This window comes from Acinetobacter bereziniae (genome assembly GCF_016576965.1).
In the GTDB taxonomy this organism is placed as follows: Bacteria; Pseudomonadota; Gammaproteobacteria; order Pseudomonadales; family Moraxellaceae; genus Acinetobacter; species Acinetobacter bereziniae.
The window spans coordinates 1,552,092-1,570,468 of record NZ_CP066119.1; the positions used below are offsets into that span (position 1 = coordinate 1,552,092).

Below are 18,377 nucleotides of genomic sequence, written 5' to 3' on the forward strand. Positions count from 1 at the left end.
ATTAATGCGTCACTGTTTGTACAGTCTTAACTGGAGCTTTCACCGAGCTTTTACCAAAGGACAGATGATTAAAGAAGATATTCAGCATGACTGCTGTAATACAGGTCGTGGTAATCCCCGAGTGAAATAGGGTTTGTAATACTTTTGGGAATGCATTGAAAAACTCTGGACTAATCAACGGAATTAAACCCGCACAAATTGAAACTGCCACAATGATTAAATTGGACTGGATTTGATAATCGACTTTAGAAAGTGTACGAATCCCACTTGCAGCAACACTACCAAATAAAACGATACCCGCTCCACCCAGAACAGGCATCGGAATCGCTGCGACAATACGACCAAAAATAGGCAATAAACCCAAAACCACTAAAATTGCTCCACCTGTTGCAACAACAAAACGACTTTTCACACCTGAGATAGCGACCAAGCCAACATTTTGTACAAAAGCACATTGCATAAATGAACCGAATAAGGGGGCAATCGCTGAAGAAAGCATATCGGCTCTTAAACCATTTGCGAGACGGGGACTGTCCATTTTTGTATCTACAATTTCACCAATCGCCAATAGGCTGGCAGTAGTTTCAGTCAGGATCACAATACTGACAATACACATGGTCAAGATAGCAGACATTTCAAAAGTAGGAAGACCAAAGGCGAACAAATGTGGCAAAGCAAACAGCTCACCTTGAGTGACTTTAGAAAAGTCGGCAACGCCTAAAAAGATGGTGAATATCGCACCGACGATAATCGCAATCAATACTGCCAGACGTGCCATGGTTGCTGTACCAAAACGGCTGACCAAAAGTAGGATCGTGAGTGTGAATGCTGCAATTCCAATATTTTCTAATGAACCCCATGAGGGTGCTTTGGGATTTCCTCCCATAATCCAACGAATAGCAACGGGTAACAGTGAAATTCCGATAATTGTAATGATGGAACCTGTGACAATCGGTGGAAAGAAACGCACAATTTTTGAGAAAAATGGAGCAATCAACAAACCAAAAATAGAACTGACAATGGCTGCACCAAAAATTGTTTGAATATTACCGCCTGTAGTACCAATTGCAATCATACTTGCCACGGCAGCAAATGAAGTGCCCTGTACTATGGGCAGTTTTGCACCAAACCATTTCACTCCTAATGTTTGTAACAACGTAGCTAAACCACCAACAAGAATCGAGGCAGTAATTAATAGTGCAATTTCGGCTGTATTTAAACCAATGGCTGTCCCTACTACCAATGGGGCAGCGATTAAACCACCATACATGGTGAGTACATGTTGTAGACCAAAAGTCAGGTTTTTTCCTAAACTTAAAACTTCATCTTCAGGTTTGATTTTGTTAATTTCAGTGCTCATATGAAACCCTTCATGAATTTTTCATCAATGGTTTAGATGAGCAATTTGTATGCCAAACGGTAAAATATGAATAGATTTGGTTCTGCATGCGCAGCGAATGGCCTAAACGTAGGATGATACGTTCAATATTAAGTCATCATCCTTCTAAAAATCGTATTTTATGCCTGCGATTTAAACTTCATTCGGGTATAGATAAAAAATTGTAGTGTACCTATCAACAGCACCCCTGAAGCGAGTATGAATTGTTGATAATATGAAACACCCCAGTGTTGCAATGCGCTAAAACATAAACCACCAATCAGTTGAGTAATGGCAAATCCTAGCGTTGCGATACTCCATAAATTTTTATAGGCTGTATGATAAAGATTGAGAATCGTATAGGAGGTTAAGAACACCACAGCTGGATTGAGAAGCCCTGTAAAAAATGAGGAAATATAAGTAAAGATCGGATGAATAGAAAAGACTGCGACCAAAATTGCAACGACATAGATACTATATAATATTTTTAAGGCAGTAAAATTTCCAAATTTTCGTGCCAATAAGTAAGCACTGATCGCCCCCAAAGCACTGCCTGAACCATAAAGAATCCAGTTGAAATTAATCAGGTAGAGGTTGAGGTGTAAAGTGTTTTTTAGATAATCAATCCAAAATAATGAGTGTGGCACATAAGCAAAAGCACTACATGCATATACGATTAACACACTCAGATAAATACCATCCATCGAGCTGATAGAATTGTTATGGGTACTTGTTTGGTGTAAATAATCTTTAAACCCGTGTAAAAGATAGGCATTTATTAGGCAAATCAGTGCTGAAAACCCAAACAAAATCATCCAAGCTGATTGGGTACTGATTTGATCTAGATAGGGTAAAAACAAGGTGGCTGAAAGTACACCAATCCCAATACCACTAAAACCAATAAAATTGATACTCAAGCGTTCATCAGCTCGACAACAATGCGCCACAATACTGGGTGCAAGAATCATGATTAAGCCACCACTAATGCCTGAGATGATTCGCCAGAATACATACCATAGTTCAGAAAAACCTGAAAATGCACAACTGAGTAAGCTGATTGCACCTGCACAGGATGCAAGTACAAGATAACGAGGCAAATTGGCTGTGTGGGGAAGTTTCATCGACCAAAATGCACCGATGAGATAACCGAGTAAATTAGCACTTCCCAATATACTGGCAAAGCTACTATCCCAGTGGTAGGCGAGTCGGGTAGTGGGCAATAATGCAGTATAGGAAAATCGCAATATACCAATCGCTAAACAGGTACTTAGACAGAGAAAGACACTCAATTGAAGTTTATTTGAAACAGTCCTGTTCACTTACATATCATCCATTTTTCACTCAATTCACCATAAGGCGAATTGAAAAAAATGACAATAAATAATCAATATTTAGTTTGGGAATAATCCATCAATTGGTAAAAAAACAATATAAAGACAACACTGAACCCAACCGAATACCTTAAACACTCAGGCTCTGGTTGCAATAAAAATTAGGGTTGAATGAGGTTGGCATCGACAGGGTCACCAATGGTGTAATAATGCCCACCTGCAACATGATGCAGACTTTTCCACTCAGCATCTACTTCATGATAATACCAGTGCCCATTGCGGAAAACTCGGTCGTCTGCATAAGCCGCGATTACCTTGCCAATAAATAAATCATGTTCCTGCTGATAGTGTGGTTCTGGGATCAATTCACAGATCAGCCAAGCCGCACAGCCTTCCACTGCAGGCAGATCAAAACCTTCAAACTTGAATAAGGGGGTCTCACAATGTGATAGTTTTTCTGGATCGTTAAATTGACTGATTGAACCCAGTTGTTGCACCAGTTTTAGTTGTTTTAAGGTAGGAACTTGTAAAATGAAATAACCCGATTTTTCAATTAATAATCGTGTTTTTGTGCTTTTGTCTAAAACAACACTAACTTTAGCAGGCACTAATTCCAATGCACATGCCCATGCAGCAGCCATGACATTCTGCTCATGTTCATACTGCGTAGACACCAGTACGGTTGGACCATGATTTAGCAGACGATATGCTTTTGAAAGCTCAACAGCTTGGAGATGTTGATTCATATTACAACCTATATTGGGGACTTATTCATTATTTGCACATGCTTATATGAAATTCATATGAAGCAAATAAGATGATGTTTTTATTGTTGATTATGAGCAACAAAAAAATATCAGTTAAATCGCTAAAAGTGCTAAAGGCTATTGGATATTTCACAATAAGTTTATAATAAAACGATCAAAACTATTGGAACTCGAATGAACTATACGCTCATTTTGAATATTGTCATATTCATTGCCTTAATCATACTGTTAATGCAAACCAGAAAGACCGATTGGAGTCTGGCTAAAAAAGTGTTTGCAGGTTTGTGTTTGGGTGTTGTATTTGGGCTTGGATTACATTGGGTTTATGGTACAAATTCAGCAATTTTAACTGAATCTATTCAATGGTTTAACATTGTTGGTAATGGTTATGTGAAACTATTGCAGATGGTGGTAATGCCATTGGTTTTAGTTTCAATATTGAGTGCTGTGATCAAACTACACAATGCTTCATCACTGGGTAAAATTAGTGTAATAAGTATTGGTACATTGTTGATTACCACATTTATTGCAGCATTGGTTGGTGTTTTTGTCACCAATCTTTTTGGTTTAAGTGCGGCAGGTTTAGTACAAGGTACACAAGAAACAGCACGACTTGAAGCAATTCAAACGGATTATATTGGTAAAGTCACTGACTTAAATGTGCCAGATTTCATTTTATCATTTTTGCCGACCAATCCATTTGCAGAATTGACGGGAGCTCACCCAACTTCAATTATTAGTGTGGTTATTTTTGCAACCTTATTGGGCTTGGCTGGTTTAAATCTCATTAGAGATGATGCTGAAAAAGGGCAACGTATTGTCAGTGCAATTGATACTTTACAAGCTTGGGTCATGAAACTGGTTCGCTTGGTCATGACGCTTACGCCTTATGGTGTATTTGCATTAATTACAAAAGTGGTGGCAAGCTCGAATGCAGCGGATATCGTCAATCTAGGTGGTTTCCTTGTTGCTTCTTATCTGGGCTTAGCCATCATGTTTGGGGTACATGCACTGATCTTATTATTCACTGGTGTTAACCCGATTCGTTTCTTTAAAAAGGTTTTACCTGTACTGACTTTTGCTTTTACCAGTCGTTCAAGTGCAGCCAGTATTCCTTTAAATATTGAAGCACAAACACGCCGTTTAGGGATACCTGAGTCAATTGCCAGTTTTTCAGCATCGTTTGGTACGACCATCGGACAAAATGGCTGTGCAGGTTTATATCCAGCAATGCTTGCGGTCATGGTTGCACCGACTGTTGGGATTAACCCACTTGATCCTGTTTGGATTTTGACTTTGGTCTGCGTGGTAACACTCAGTTCAATTGGTGTTGCAGGTGTCGGTGGTGGTGCAACTTTTGCAGCGCTGATTGTATTACCCATTATGGGGCTACCCGTCACTTTAGTGGCGTTGTTAATCTCAATAGAACCTTTGATTGATATGGGACGTACGGCTTTAAATGTCGATGGCTCAATGACTGCTGGTGTGGTAACCAGTCAATTGATGGGACAAACGGACCAATCTATTTTACTTTCAGATGAGCAAGAAGATTTGCAACATAGCTGATCATTTTTCTCGATTGTCTGAGCTTTAAAAACACCTAAATTTTATTTAGGTGTTTTTTATTTATTGATCCATCATTTCGTATATTTTATTGATTTTAAGCATATATTTTTTAGTTAATCGACTTTTTGATAAATTTGCTTTAAGAATTTTATTGATCTGCTGATGCTTTCTCTCAGCAAGCTTTGCAAGCAAATCAAAGCCGAGTAAAGGATCTGCAGCAACAAATACACTGAGTACGTATTCCAAACTTTTCTTCAATGTTTTAAAGGCTTCTGATTGATCTATTGTTTGATGATCAGACGGAAAAATATCGTTAAAGATTTGTTCACATAGATTTAAACAATATACAGTGTTAGCTGCGGTTGTTAAGAGAGGAGGGTGAGCAAGAGCGACTAAAATTCCTCTTTTTTCTAGCAGACTAGAATCAGGATATATCTGTTCGAACCAGTTTTTGACAGTTGAAAAATCTTGCTCCCCAATAATTTGGCACGCCATTGCTGCGGCTTCTCGAAGTCTCCAACGTGAATCATTCATCATGGTTTGAATTTGATTTAAAATGATTTTTTGATGAGTTGTGTCTTGAGAAAAATAACTCTGAGATAATCCGAGTAAAGCACTGAAAGGTAAAATTGTTTCGCGCGAATTACCGTCAGTTGATGTATTTAATAACTGCTCTAAAAATTCCCATAAGCTTTGAGATATTGAAATATTTGCAAAGTATCTGGCAAAGCTATAGCTCAGTTCTAAATTTGCGCGAGGTCCTGGTAAATTTGAGTGTGCTTTTAGATACACTTCGACTTGTTCGAATTTTGATTGATTCAAAAGTATGTTTAACTCATCTAAATAACGAGATTGCTTCATACATTTATCCCATATATGAAAGTTTAAATTTCTCAATACACTCAATGGATTCGATCAATTGCCTATACTGAAGAGGGATATACACATAAAATATAACTCCGATTTAATGCATTGATGCTTAGAAAGAAGTGATAAAGAATATGGAGTCATCGTCTCTTGTAAATTTATGGTGTTAATTTTAGAGTACGCTATCGCGATGCTTTATTACATTCTGCCAATTCTTTAGATTTTTTTGTCCAAATTTTACCCGCGCTATTTTTGTAAAAATTAATTTTTCCAATACGGGAGACCAAGCTTTGACATGAGTCAAGCGATAGTTGATTGCCCCATGGACCAGTCATTCGACAAACAGAACCATCACATTTCCAAACCACATTTGGACCATTTTCGATGGGAACAGTAACTTTTCCTTTATGTGTTGTTCCTGCAATCCAAGTGGTATTGGATGCACTTGCCCAAGGAGAAAAGAGTAAGCAACAGGTGATTACGCTGCTTTTACACATTGTTTGGGGATTCTTCATTTGATTATTCTTCATTATTATTGCCTATTTTTTGGGATAAAAAAATTATTCACCTGAAATACTATAATGAAAATGCTCGTTTTGTGAATGAAAAGTTTCATGAATTAAATATCTATATTCTGTACCCATTTTTATGCTTATATTGTATCTGTAATCATTTTTTTGCTTGACTTAGAATGTGTGAAAATAAGGAGTCTCTGTGATGAAAATGTACCAAGTTGATGCTTTTACACAACAATTATTTAAAGGAAATCCTGCGGCAGTTTTAGTTTTAGACGAATGGCTTGATCATGCCTTGATGCAGAATATTGCCTTGGAAAATAATTTGGCAGAAACGGCATTTGTAAAAAGAATCGACGATGAAAATTATCAGATTCGTTGGTTTACGCCAAAAGTTGAAGTGGACTTTTGTGGACATGCAACATTAGCATCAGCATTTGTTTTATTTAAAGACTATACGTCAGCCAAAACAATTCGTTTTCATGTGAAAGACTTAGGTATTTTTACCATTCAACAAGCCGATGATGGCAAGATTCAAATGAACTTTCCAATACGCAGACCGCAAAAAGTTACGGAATATCCTGAATTACTCAATCATGTGATTGATAAGCCTTTTAAAGAAGTGTATTTAAATGCTCAGGCTTATATTTTGGTCTGTGATTCGGCACAAGATGTGATTGATGCTCAAGCAAATTTGGTCAACATTACACGTATTGCAGAGCAATACAGTGTGAGTACAGCATTGACCGCAAGTTCGGGTGGTTTTGATGTGACCATCACTGCCGCTTCTGATCAATATGATTATGTTGCTCGCTATTTCGCTCCACACAAAGGAATCAATGAAGATCCTGTGACAGGGTCTATGCATACGGGTTTAGCACCATTATGGGCTGAAAAATTAGCAAAAAATCAGTTAATCGGTTATCAGGCTTCTGAGCGTGGTGGAACATTATTTTGCACTCTTCAAGCAGATAATCGTATTGAAATTTCTGGTTATGCCCAGCTTTACATGCAAGCTGAGATCGTGATTTAAATAGACTGAATTGTATAGTCAATCTGTTGAAAAATTCATCCAGTTGAATATCATTTCTCTTGATCAATAAAATTAAAGCGATCAATATATTGTTTGATGATATACGCCTTGCACTGCCACGCTTTAGCTCTAAAGTTTAAATTGTTTTGCGTAGGCGATACTTTACTTTTCAGAGATGAAAAGTAACAAAAATCTTCCGTTGAGCGAGGGGTACATCCTAATACCCCCGCTCAACATGGCGACATCCATGTCGCCTCGTGATAGCAAAACTGTTTATGATTCAAAAGTACAAAATAAATGAATCATCCAAATCACTTGTATGAATAATCAGGCGGTTTGACTATATTTATTCAGAAATGCTTACAAAAGCCGTTGAAATAAACGGCTATTTTTTCAAAACTTAACTATAAATTATGTTCAGGATTTTTTAAGATGTCTCACTTATAAATGTTTAAAATTTAAAAAATTCTGGATTCTTTTATGCTTATGCGGTTGAAAAAACTCACATTCTCTCTCTGTATTCTTGGTTTCAGTGCGTCAACATTGGCTCAAACTGTTCTGGTTAAATCTGATCATAATATTGAAGAATATAAGCTAGAGAATGGCTTTCGGGTTTTACTTGCGCCAAACGACAAAGAAAATAAAGTGTTTATGAACACCGTATATTTAACGGGTTCTTTAAATGATCCACAGGGTAAAGGTGGTTTGGCTCATTTACTTGAGCATTTGGCTTTTAAAGGCACGCAAGATGTGAAAGGTGAAGAGTTTCAACGCCGTTTAGATCAATACACATTGATGACCAATGCCAGCACAGATTATTACTCAACCAAATATACCAATATTATTCGCCCAGACCAAAATATCTTAAATGAAGTGATCTACTTAGAATCACAGCGTATGGATAAATTGGTACTCCAAGAAAAATTTGTTCCATCTGAAATTAATATTGTCATGCGTGAACGTGAAGTGCGCATGGATCAGCCTTTTGCTGTATTAATGGATCAGATGTGGAAAGCAGCTTATGGTAATCAATCTTTAGGACGTTTACCTATTGGGGACTTATCTGAACTGCAATCGATTAAAATGAGTGAATTAAATAAATTCTATAAAGATTGGTATGCACCGAATAATGCGGTCATGGTGATTTCAGGTAAATTTGATAAGGCAGAAGTTTTAAAAGCGATTGATAAAAATTTCAGCCCGATTTCTGCACGTCAAACCCCGCAACAAGCTCAAGTGCCATTATTAGATTCTGCAAAAATTAAAAATCGTGATTTCATTGTGAAAAAAGGCAGCGATCTTGCCAAATTCAATATTTATATGAATGGTAAGAATGAAAAAATTCAACCAGCACTCGCACTTGCTCCTTATCTCTATACTTTGCAACCGAGCGGTCATCTCTACTCAAGTATGGTTGAAACAGGTATTGCGACCAATGTTCAGTCAACAACATGGTTAGATGATGATTTTAATTTGGTGTTTATGGGGGCAATTTATGCACCGAATCATGACGCTAAGAAAATTGATCAATCCTTGATTTCTGGTGTGGAGCAGAACCCAAGCTTTAATGATGTCGAATTAAAACGCGTTAAAAACTTAATTCAGAATGCACACGATAACCTAATGAGCAGTGCAACTGCTGTAGGAGGCATGTTAAGTGACTATGTGGTGACTTCTCATGGTGATTGGGCGCAATATTTTAAAGATCAACAACGCATTCAAAATTTGACAGTGAATGAAACCAATTCAACTTTAAAGTCGTTCTTCACCCAACAGCATCGTTTCCATGGTGATATTCAACCTACACCAGAAGATCAGAAAAAAGCTTTAGAACAAAAACAAGCAACTGAAAAACCGAAAACACTTGATCAGCAGGCAGCAGCAGTTGAACCATTGAAAGATGTCAGTGTTTACCAAGCTGAAGTTGCTCAGTACGTTCAACAGTCAAAACAGTACTTAGAGGCGACAGAGAAAAAGATTCAACGCGGAACATTGAAAAATGGAATGCAATATGCTTTGTTCCCAACCTCGACACGTGATGATAAAACTTATGCGACCATTGAGGTGAATTTTGGTACAGCAGAGGCTTTAAAAAATAAATCGCAAATTTTAGATTTTATGGCTTATTTATTGTTGCGCGCATCGGAGCAATATAGCTTACAGAATATTGCAGATAAAACCATTGAGGCAGGCGGTGATGCAACTGCAGCGGCCATCGATAATGGGATAACCATTCAAATTTCAGCGAAAAAAGAAAAATTTGAAGATTTCTTCAAATATATCGTTTCTGTAATGAAAAATCCTAAATTTGAACAATCACAATTTGATCTGATTAAATTACAGAGTCTTTCGAGTTTAGACCGTCCCTATACTGAGCCAGAAACGGTTTCCTCTTTAACAATAGCGCGTCTATTGGAAACCTATCAACCAGGAGATTTGCGTTATCATTTTGAACCTGAATTGGCAAAACAGCAGATTCAGGCAGCGACCAATCAACAGGTGATTGACCTGTATAAAAAGTATTTTGCAATGGATCACGGCTTCATTTCTGTGACAGGACAATATGATGCCAAAGCTATGCAAAAGTTACTTAATCAACAGTTTGGAAATTGGACGGGTAAACAACCATACCAACGCTTATCGACTGAATTTAATACTTACAAAGCACAAAAAGTGCATGCACTGTCAGAACAACGTGAATTTGGTAGTTATCAGGCATTACAGACTTTACCTGTAGGTGTAGACAATAAAGATGCAGCCGCATTAATTGTGTTTAGTTATATTCTTGGCGATTCCCAGTTATCTTCTCGTTTAGGACAGGAATTGCGTGAGAAGAATGCCTTGGTTTACGGTTTTGGCAGTCAACTTAACTTAGATTCTTTCAATGATGCTGGAGCTTTATCGATCGAAGCCAATTACACCGCAGGAAAATCTGCTGAAGTATCACAAGTGGTTCGTAAGGTATTGCAGGATTTACTCACTACTGGCGTGACCAGTCAAGAGTTGGAAGCGGCAAAAGCCAATATTATGAAGCAGCGTGTAACCTCATTGGAAGATGAGCGGATCATTCATCGTATGCTTAACAGCCAACTTGAACGCAATAAAAAAATGGATAGTCGTGGTTTACGTGATCAACAATTTGCCAAGCTGACTAAGGCTGATGTTGATGCTGCGATTAAAAAATATATTAAACCAGAGCAATTGGTTGAAGTCATGGCTGATCAATATGGGCAAGCTCAGAAAGGTATAAATTGATCGCCTAAATTAAAAATTAGTTTGAGTAAAGTATAGGGTCTGTTCACAGACCCTATACATATATGGCTTTTTGATTTATAAATTCGAAGAATAATGAAAAAAGAGTGAAAACAATGTCAATGATCGGCAATTTATTGAGTATTTCAACGCAACAATTAGAAGATTTTATTCAGTCACCAAATTTACTTGAAGCTTATGTTTATGGTGATCAAAAAGATCAACAATCACAAACTTTGGATTTGGATAAGACATGGCATGCCATTCATTTTATCTTAAATGGTGACGCTTATGGAGGACAAGGTCCTTTAGCAATGGTGTTTTTCGGTGGTAAAGAGATTGGTGAGGATCTAGGAATCGGTCCAGCCAGATATTTAACAGCGGAGCAAGTGAAGCAAGTTGCGAACGCAGTAGAGCAGGTCAGTGATCATCAGTTTTCAAAGCAATATGATATTGAAGCCTTGGACCAAGCTGATATTTATCCAAATATGTGGGATGAAGACAGTGAGGAAGGGTTACAGTATATTTTGCCGTATTTTCAAGACTTAAAACAATTCTATCAAGAAGCGGCACTCAGAAATCAGGCTGTGTTGATTTATATTCATTAATCATTAAAAAACCGCCAATAATGAACTGAACCCTATAAGTTGGACACAACTTATAGGGTATTTTTATGAAATACGATTTAAAGTTTAAACAAGCAGTCATTGCTTATTATGCTCAAGGCCATTCTAGTTTATCAACAGCCAAGCATTTTTCGATTAGTGATAAGGATGTCTCTAAATGGTTGGCTCAATTCAACTTAGGTGGAATTGATGCAATAAAACCAAAACAGAATAAGACAATTTATACAGCTGAATTTAAATATAAAGTATTAACAACTATGCAGGATGAGCGATTAAGTTTATCTGATACAGCTCTTCGTTTTGGTATTTCTTCCCCGAGTTTGATCAGTGTATGGCGTAAAATCTATCAAACCGATGGTATGCTTGGACTAGAACCAAAGTCTAAAGGAAGAGCACCCATGTCTAAAAATAAACATAAATATATTGTTGATAAACCTGATCATGAAAAAACAACTGCTGAGCTTCAGCATGAACTACTCTATTTACGCGCTGAGAATGCTTACTTAAAAAAGCTCGACGCCTTGCTGAATCCACCCAAAAAGGACAACAAGCAAGGTTGATTGATCAGATGAGTACTGAGTTTGCTTTGCCATTGCTTTTAGATATTGCTGAGTTATCGAGGAGTAGTTTCTACTATCATAAAGCCAAGCTAAATGCCGTAGATAAATATGCAGAGCTCAAGCAACGAATTTGCCAAATTTATGATCAGCATAAAGGTAGATATGGTTATAGACGAATCACTTTAGCCTTGAAGCAACAAGGTCTTCATCATAACCATAAATTGATTGCTAGGTTGATGAGAGGCTTTGGTTTAATTTCATTGATTCGGCGTAAAAAGTACAATGCCTACAAAGGTACATCCAATAAAATAGTCAAAAATAAACTCAAACGTAACTTTGAAGCGAAGCGACCCAATAAGCGTTGGCTGACAGATATAACCGAATTTAAAGTTGCTGATACGAAGTTATATTTATCTCCGATTTTAGACTGCTATAACAATGAGATTGTGAGCTATACACTTTCAAGACGCCCAGTATTTCAACTTGTTAAAGATATGCTTGATCAAGCCATAAGTCATTTACCAAACTCACGAAAACACAAGCTTATGCTTCATTCAGATCAAGGCTGGCATTATCAAATGAGCCAATTTAGGAGTACGCTTAAAGCGAATAAGATTAAGCAAAGTATGAGTAGAAAAGGGAATTGTTGGGACAATGCTTTGATGGAGAGTTTCTTTGGTACATTAAAATCAGAGACGATTTATCTAGAGAAACCAGAAAGCATTGAAGTCTTAGAGCAACAAATTCATGACTACATCCATTACTATAATCATGAGAGAATACAAATTAAACTAAAAGGATTGAGCCCTGTTCAATTCAGAACTCAATCCAGCGTTAACTAAACTGTCCAAGATTTGGGGTTCAGTCCACGTTGACCTCGGTTTATCATTTTAATCTTTAACGATTAAAACTTATTTTTCAACAAATGCACGTTCGATCACGTAGTCGCCCAATACACCCATTTTTGGTGATTCTTTAAGACCATGTTGATCCAATAGTGCCACAACATCATCAAGAAATGCTGGGCTACCGCATAACATTGCACGGTCAGTTTCTGGATTAAAACGTGGTAAACCGATTTTTTCAAATAAAGCGCCCGTTTCAATTGCAGTCGTTACACGACCTTGTGTATGAAAGTCTTCACGCGTTACTGTTGGGTAGTAAACCAATTTATCTTTGATGCCTAATTCTTCAAAGAACTCATTGTTTGGAAGTTCATTGAGAATAAGATCTTGATATGCCAATTCAGAAATAAAACGTGTTCCGTGGACAACAATCACTTTTTCAAAGCGTTCGTAAGTTTCAGGGTCACGAATGGTTGATAAGAATGGTGCAAGTCCAGTCCCAGAAGAAAGAAGGTAAAGATTCTTACCTGGATTTAAATCGTCAAGGACTAAAGTTCCAGTCGGTTTTTTCGAAACCAAGATTTCATCGCCAACTTTTACTTTTTGTAAAATAGACGTCAAAGGACCATCAGGTACTTTGATTGAGAAAAACTCTAATTCTTCTTCGTAGTTAGCGCTAGCAATCGAATATGCGCGCATTAAAGGCTTACCATTGACTTCAAGACCAATCATCACAAATTGACCATTTTTAAAACGTAATGCAGTATCACGTGTGGTCTTAAAACTGAATAAAGTGTCATTCCAGTGGTGTACGTGAGTAATCTTTTCGACGTTGAAAGCAGCCATTAAAGGTCTCAATAAATTATCAAATTAGAACAGCTTGCTATTCTAATCTAAAATCATTCTCGATAAACTGAATATATTTAATTGAGCTTATCAGAAAAAATGATTATGACGGAGTTGAGTCTTCCAATTATTGGTATTATGCGTTCACCTTATGTGGAAAAATTTGGGATTCCTCGGCAACCGAATTTGGTTCAGGTCGAATCTTTTATTGAAATGCTCGCCCCTTATAATGTTATGGAGGCATTTGAAGGAATTGAAGAATTTAGTCATTTATGGCTGATCTGGCAGTTTCATGACAATAAAAATCAGCAACAACTGGATAAATTTCGACCCCAAGTCCGTCCGCCACGATTAGGTGGGAATAAGAAAATAGGAGTATTTGCTACACGCAGTATGTATCGTCCAGCACCTGTTGGATTGTCGGTTGTTCAACTTAAACAGGTCAAAAAAGTGGGTAATATTGTGCGTGTTTATGTGACAGGAAGTGACTTATTAGACGGTACACCCATTTTAGATATCAAACCTTATATCAAGTATTCTGACGCTGTGTTGGATGCGCAAAGCGGTTATGCACAAGATCGACCTGTTGTTAAACAAGTACGTTGGTCAGAACATGCATGTCAATCTAGAACAGGTTTATTACAACAAGCAAAAATTGATCAGCAATATATTGCTGAACTTGAGTCAGTATTGGCATTGGATCCACGTCCAGCCTATCAAGACGATGCGCAAAGAATTTATGGGATGCGTTTTGGACAGATGAATATTAAATTTAGCTGTAGTGATGAAGCAATTGTTATCCAAGAAATCATGCTCTATGAGCAGACTTAAACACTATCAATAGAGTAAAAAATGATGAGAGTTTTTAAGGTATTACTCGTCAAAAAGGAATTTCTCAATTTATGCTATCACTCATTGAGCATTTGGCTTTACTGGGAGTGCCTTACTGCAATGTACTTATTTGAGCAAAGTCGAGTAAGTCTTGCTGAGATTGCTGTAAAACACGTTGTTTTTCTGATGCGATCCATCCCAAAGCAAACCAAACTTGTGGTTGTGTATTGACCAGCTTTGTTAAAAGCTCTTCTGCTACAATAAAATCATTGTATAGACCTAAACTCTCTTGAGCCGGTTTTATTGATTTTAAGTATTTTTTTACAGCTTTTTTATCACATAAGGATGAAACAAATTCTAGGCTATAGCGCAAACGCTTTAAATTTTTACGTGTTTTGTGTCGTGCTTCTATGTCTAGGTTTAAGTAGTTTTGAGCGTCTAATTGAATTTTTTGATGTAATTTACTGATTTTCTTTAATGCTAATTTGTGTGCTGAGGTTTTTGTTTTTTCAGTTGAATCTTGTTCGATGAATTGAATCAATGAAAGAATTAAATAGTTAAAATTAAATGACCTAAATAGTTTAGTTAATTTCTGTCTATCTGTAGTTTCTGATTCAGGCAACTTAAATTTTGGAGCACCTACCGCTTCTAGCTGAGGTAAGAGTTCTTCACGAATCACATCTAAATCTCGTGTTGAACCAAGCTGTCTAAACAATTCTGTTAATTGCGTTTGCCAGGTTGGGTCAATATGCAAAGACCAACCAGAAAAGGTTTTAATTGCACTACGTAAACGGCGGATAGCGACACGTGCCTGATGGACATGCTTGGAGTTAAAGTTACCCGAAGCAATCGCCGTGCTGTTGGGAAGCAAATGATTAAGGCAGTTATTGAACATCTTTTTTAACACTATTTCAGCTGTGTCTTTTGCATTTAGCTGTAAAGATGTTTGGAGTTCTACCGGATTGTCTTGGATGCTTTGCGCCAATTGAAAACCTTGTTGTGCTTTGCTTCTGACATCCAACCACAAGCCATAGCGTTTCACACGGGGCAATATAAAAGAAATCAGATCTTGTACTGTGCCTTGTTTAAGTTCAAATTCAAGTTCATGCAAAGTTAAACGATCGTCTTGGGTAAAAATTTGTCCTTGGTCATAACTGACTTCAATTTGACTATTTTGAAAATGGAAAACGCTTAATCTTCTTTCAATGTCTGTTTGAAACTGAATTTCAAGCAAACTTTTATTTTGTTCTAATAATGTTTGAATACTTTTATCAATCTGTTTATTTTTTAAATAAACTTCAAGATCTAACTCAGTTTCATCTGTTGCTAAAACATGTTCAAACTCAGCACGTTTAAGCTTTTGTTCCGTTGGAAGTTTCAGAGTTTGCACCCATTGATCATTTTCAAGCCGTTGACGAAGCGAAATAGAATGTTCTGATAATATAAAAGATGGAGTGTCGTAATACTTTGCTTGTAGATGTAAGCTGCGATCATTTTTTCTTTGAAATGCTTTAATGAGAGCATCTTGCTTTTCTTGCGGAATCTGGAATTTTAATTCGATTTCAAACATCTTAATCTTCTCATTTTCGCTAGTATCAAAATGATTCTAATCTGATCAATCGTATTTTTGAGAATTTTTAAAAAATGATTACAAATCAAATGCTCAGTTGAAGATTTATACTGTGTTTTATTCTTGGTTGAAATATGTAAAGAGATGATTTTTATTTTAAAAATCATCTCTTTACAGTTATTATTTTAAGAATTTACGACTGACTAAGAACTGCTCCGTGGCTTCGAGTAATTTTTCAGCATATACCTCTTGCTTGGCAGTCAGCCATCCTAAAGCAAACCAATCGCTTGCGTCTAAGTCAGTTTGTTGTAAATAAGAAGAGGAGGATGCCAATACTTGATATTGCTCACAGGCTTGTTGAGCATCGTTCAAAGATTTACCGTATTTCTGCAAATTTTTAACATCATAGATCTGGGTTAAAATTGGAAAACTAAACTTCAGTTCATTTAAATGCTGTGCCAATGCTTCAAGACTTTCAAGATCCGAAAGATCAGCACCATTCAAACTCTCTTGGAGCTGTTTGTACTGATGTTGCAGAGTATTTTGTGCAAACCATTTCAAATCATGTGCTTGGGACTTTTCTGATTGCCCCAAACTAAACATTAATAATTCTAGGTAGTGTTGAACATTTTGAGTAGATTTGACGAGATTAATTAACTTTTCATTGGCATATAAAATGTCTTTATCTAGGCTCTCAGCCGTTTTTGGATTTTGTAGTAAAGCCCCTAACGTGCGTTGCATATGTTCAAAATGTTGTAAATTTTTAAAATGACTCTCAAAAGCGGAAAGTTGGTGTGCCCATTTTTCTGTTTTGCTGTCTGTCCAATCTTTAAATAATGATAAGGTTAAATGGAGGTGGTGGAGGGCAGTTTGAGCTTGAAGAATATGTTCAGGTTCAGCGACTTGTGCGGAAATTGCGGCAATATTAGGTAGTAAATGTTGTAGTTGATTGGCAATCAGCCCACGTAAGTTTTTATCAGCAGTGTCTTTCTTATTTAAATGAGGCTCTTTTGCAAGTGTTGCGGAACTAACTTTGTGACCAAGCAGCAACAGGTTTCCAAATTCAGCTTTACTGCGGACATCTAACCAAAGTTGGTATTTTTTAACCCATTCAAAGCTAAAAGCTAAAAGTGATTGAATTGAACCGCTTTTTAATTCAAATTCAACTTCATGAATGTCTTGCTTTGCTGTTTCAGTTCTGACTTCACCGATATCTAAACTGATTTCAATTTCAGCATCTTCAAAAGTGATTACTCGGGTGGTGCGCTGAATATCAGTTTCGAACTGTAATTGTAAGTCTTGGATTTTATCACCTAAAGCATTTTTAAGTATGGCGAGTACTTCAGGCTTATTTTCGTAAATTTTGAGATCTAAACTTGGTGTTTCTGATCGTTCACCTAAATCAATATTGTCTTCAAAGCGTTCTAAATGATTTTTGGTTGCCGCTTTTAAAGTCTGTATCCAGCGTGTGCCTTCTAAACGTTGGCGAAGTGCAGCGCCTTGTTGAGAAAGTTGACGATCAGGGGTATCGTAGTATTTTGCTTGTAGGTGAATGATCTCAGATTTTTTAGGGTCTATTGCTTTGAGTATTGCATTGCGACGAGCTTCGGAAATTTGAAACTTTAATTCAACTTCAAGCATGTGAAAATCCTAAAAATGATCGTGTTGATTGAAGACTTAACTTTTTCTTCATGTTTAATTCGACATTGTAACGCAAAATTGCTGGTAAAATGCTGATGGAACGTATCCTTTCCACAAGAATGCACAATTAACACACTATATTTAATTTGGCTTTTAATGCAGCATAAAATAAACTAAGCTGACTAAAAATAAAACAGGATGATTGAACATGAATGCCCAAGTAGAGCCTAAATCGGAATTAGAGCAATACCCTAAATTTGAACTTCCAATTAAAAACTATTCGGAGTTTTATCGTTTTTATCTAACAGAACACCGCAACATTATGAGTCGCCGTTTACATGCAGCGGGAAGTAGCATTGGTATTTATTTCTTCACTCAAGCAATTCGCCAACGTAAAGCCAAATACGTGCTATATGGATTAGTTTCAGGTTATGCCTGTGCTTGGGTGGGACATTTCGTTTTCGAAAAAAATAAGCCTGCCAGCTTTAAGCAACCTTTATATAGCTTTATTTCAGATTGGCGTATGCTCTCCGATATTTTACGAGGCAATCTAAGTTTGAAGGATCGCCGTTTGGATAAAATTGACAGTTGATTCATGTCACTTCTTGAGCTTACTTTCATAAGAGTGCCAATATAGATTTTGTTAGATTCAAAAACTTTAGCGTAGATTAAACATACAATAAACTCAGATCTATGATGTGTAAACTGACCTGAAACAGTGACATAACATTGATCTGAGCATTTCATCG

At 36.9% G+C, this 18,377-nt stretch carries 16 protein-coding genes; 8 read left to right on the forward strand and 8 right to left on the reverse strand.

Annotated features, from left to right (window positions below; all coding sequences use genetic code 11):
- Position 1: 1 nt before the first annotated feature.
- The 3 genes from I9192_RS07300 to I9192_RS07310 all read right to left on the reverse strand — a co-directional run bounded on the left by I9192_RS07300 (position 2) and on the right by I9192_RS07310 (position 3,455).
- Positions 2-1,360 carry a nucleobase:cation symporter-2 family protein gene (locus tag I9192_RS07300; RefSeq protein WP_005030114.1) on the reverse strand — a complete coding sequence of 453 codons (1,359 nt, stop codon included), beginning with the start codon at positions 1,358-1,360 and terminating at the stop codon, positions 2-4.
- Between the two features lie 158 nt (positions 1,361-1,518).
- Positions 1,519-2,697: a YbfB/YjiJ family MFS transporter gene (locus I9192_RS07305; protein WP_005030112.1), complete on the reverse strand. Its 1,179-nt coding sequence runs from the start codon at positions 2,695-2,697 to the stop codon at positions 1,519-1,521.
- Positions 2,698-2,870: 173 nt separating this feature from the next.
- Complete coding sequence (locus I9192_RS07310) at positions 2,871-3,455, reverse strand: flavin reductase family protein (RefSeq protein ID WP_005030109.1); 585 nt, start codon at positions 3,453-3,455, stop codon at positions 2,871-2,873.
- 195 nt (positions 3,456-3,650) lie between these two features.
- On the opposite strand from I9192_RS07310, the gene I9192_RS07315 reads away from it, so the two are divergent.
- Positions 3,651-5,042, forward strand: a complete 1,392-nt coding sequence (locus I9192_RS07315; protein WP_005030108.1) for an L-cystine transporter — start codon at positions 3,651-3,653, stop codon at positions 5,040-5,042.
- Between the two features lie 60 nt (positions 5,043-5,102).
- Here the strand turns inward: I9192_RS07315 and I9192_RS07320 are convergent, their stop codons facing one another.
- Positions 5,103-5,903, reverse strand: coding sequence for a hypothetical protein (locus I9192_RS07320; protein WP_005030106.1), 801 nt, complete (start codon positions 5,901-5,903; stop codon positions 5,103-5,105).
- A gap of 188 nt (positions 5,904-6,091) precedes the next feature.
- Positions 6,092-6,406: a hypothetical protein gene (locus I9192_RS07325; RefSeq protein ID WP_026040347.1), complete on the reverse strand. Its 315-nt coding sequence runs from the start codon at positions 6,404-6,406 to the stop codon at positions 6,092-6,094.
- A gap of 220 nt (positions 6,407-6,626) precedes the next feature.
- Here I9192_RS07325 and I9192_RS07330 point away from each other — a divergent pair, with 220 nt between their 5' ends.
- From I9192_RS07330 to I9192_RS07350, 5 genes are all read left to right on the forward strand, one after another.
- A complete protein-coding gene (locus tag I9192_RS07330; protein ID WP_121774037.1) occupies positions 6,627-7,457 on the forward strand; it encodes a PhzF family phenazine biosynthesis protein in 831 nt (276 codons plus the stop codon).
- Between the two features lie 480 nt (positions 7,458-7,937).
- Positions 7,938-10,712 (forward strand): M16 family metallopeptidase, encoded by a 2,775-nt coding sequence (locus tag I9192_RS07335; RefSeq protein WP_200150270.1) that lies wholly within the window; start codon positions 7,938-7,940, stop codon positions 10,710-10,712.
- 113 nt (positions 10,713-10,825) lie between these two features.
- Positions 10,826-11,317, forward strand: coding sequence for a YfbM family protein (locus I9192_RS07340; RefSeq protein WP_046761281.1), 492 nt, complete (start codon positions 10,826-10,828; stop codon positions 11,315-11,317).
- Between the two features lie 65 nt (positions 11,318-11,382).
- A complete protein-coding gene (locus tag I9192_RS07345; protein WP_200150271.1) occupies positions 11,383-11,895 on the forward strand; it encodes a helix-turn-helix domain-containing protein in 513 nt (170 codons plus the stop codon).
- Positions 11,892-12,737, forward strand: a complete 846-nt coding sequence (locus tag I9192_RS07350; RefSeq protein ID WP_010591792.1) for an IS3 family transposase — start codon at positions 11,892-11,894, stop codon at positions 12,735-12,737. Before I9192_RS07345 ends, I9192_RS07350 begins: the two co-directional genes overlap by 4 nt.
- A gap of 69 nt (positions 12,738-12,806) precedes the next feature.
- Here I9192_RS07350 and I9192_RS07355 read toward each other — a convergent pair whose 3' ends face one another.
- Complete coding sequence (locus I9192_RS07355; RefSeq protein WP_004831549.1) at positions 12,807-13,586, reverse strand: ferredoxin--NADP reductase; 780 nt, start codon at positions 13,584-13,586, stop codon at positions 12,807-12,809.
- Positions 13,587-13,685: 99 nt separating this feature from the next.
- Here I9192_RS07355 and tsaA point away from each other — a divergent pair, with 99 nt between their 5' ends.
- Positions 13,686-14,417: a tRNA (N6-threonylcarbamoyladenosine(37)-N6)-methyltransferase TrmO gene (gene tsaA, locus I9192_RS07360; protein ID WP_100884847.1), complete on the forward strand. Its 732-nt coding sequence runs from the start codon at positions 13,686-13,688 to the stop codon at positions 14,415-14,417.
- 112 nt (positions 14,418-14,529) lie between these two features.
- On the opposite strand, the gene I9192_RS07365 is transcribed toward tsaA, so the two are convergent.
- A complete protein-coding gene (locus tag I9192_RS07365; RefSeq protein WP_200150272.1) occupies positions 14,530-15,987 on the reverse strand; it encodes a CYTH and CHAD domain-containing protein in 1,458 nt (485 codons plus the stop codon).
- Positions 15,988-16,167: 180 nt separating this feature from the next.
- A complete protein-coding gene (locus I9192_RS07370) occupies positions 16,168-17,628 on the reverse strand; it encodes a CYTH domain-containing protein (protein ID WP_005030091.1) in 1,461 nt (486 codons plus the stop codon).
- A gap of 208 nt (positions 17,629-17,836) precedes the next feature.
- On the opposite strand from I9192_RS07370, the gene I9192_RS07375 reads away from it, so the two are divergent.
- Entirely contained in the window at positions 17,837-18,220 is a 384-nt protein-coding gene (locus I9192_RS07375; RefSeq protein ID WP_004831545.1) for a DUF962 domain-containing protein, read from the forward strand.
- Positions 18,221-18,377 lie beyond the last annotated feature (157 nt).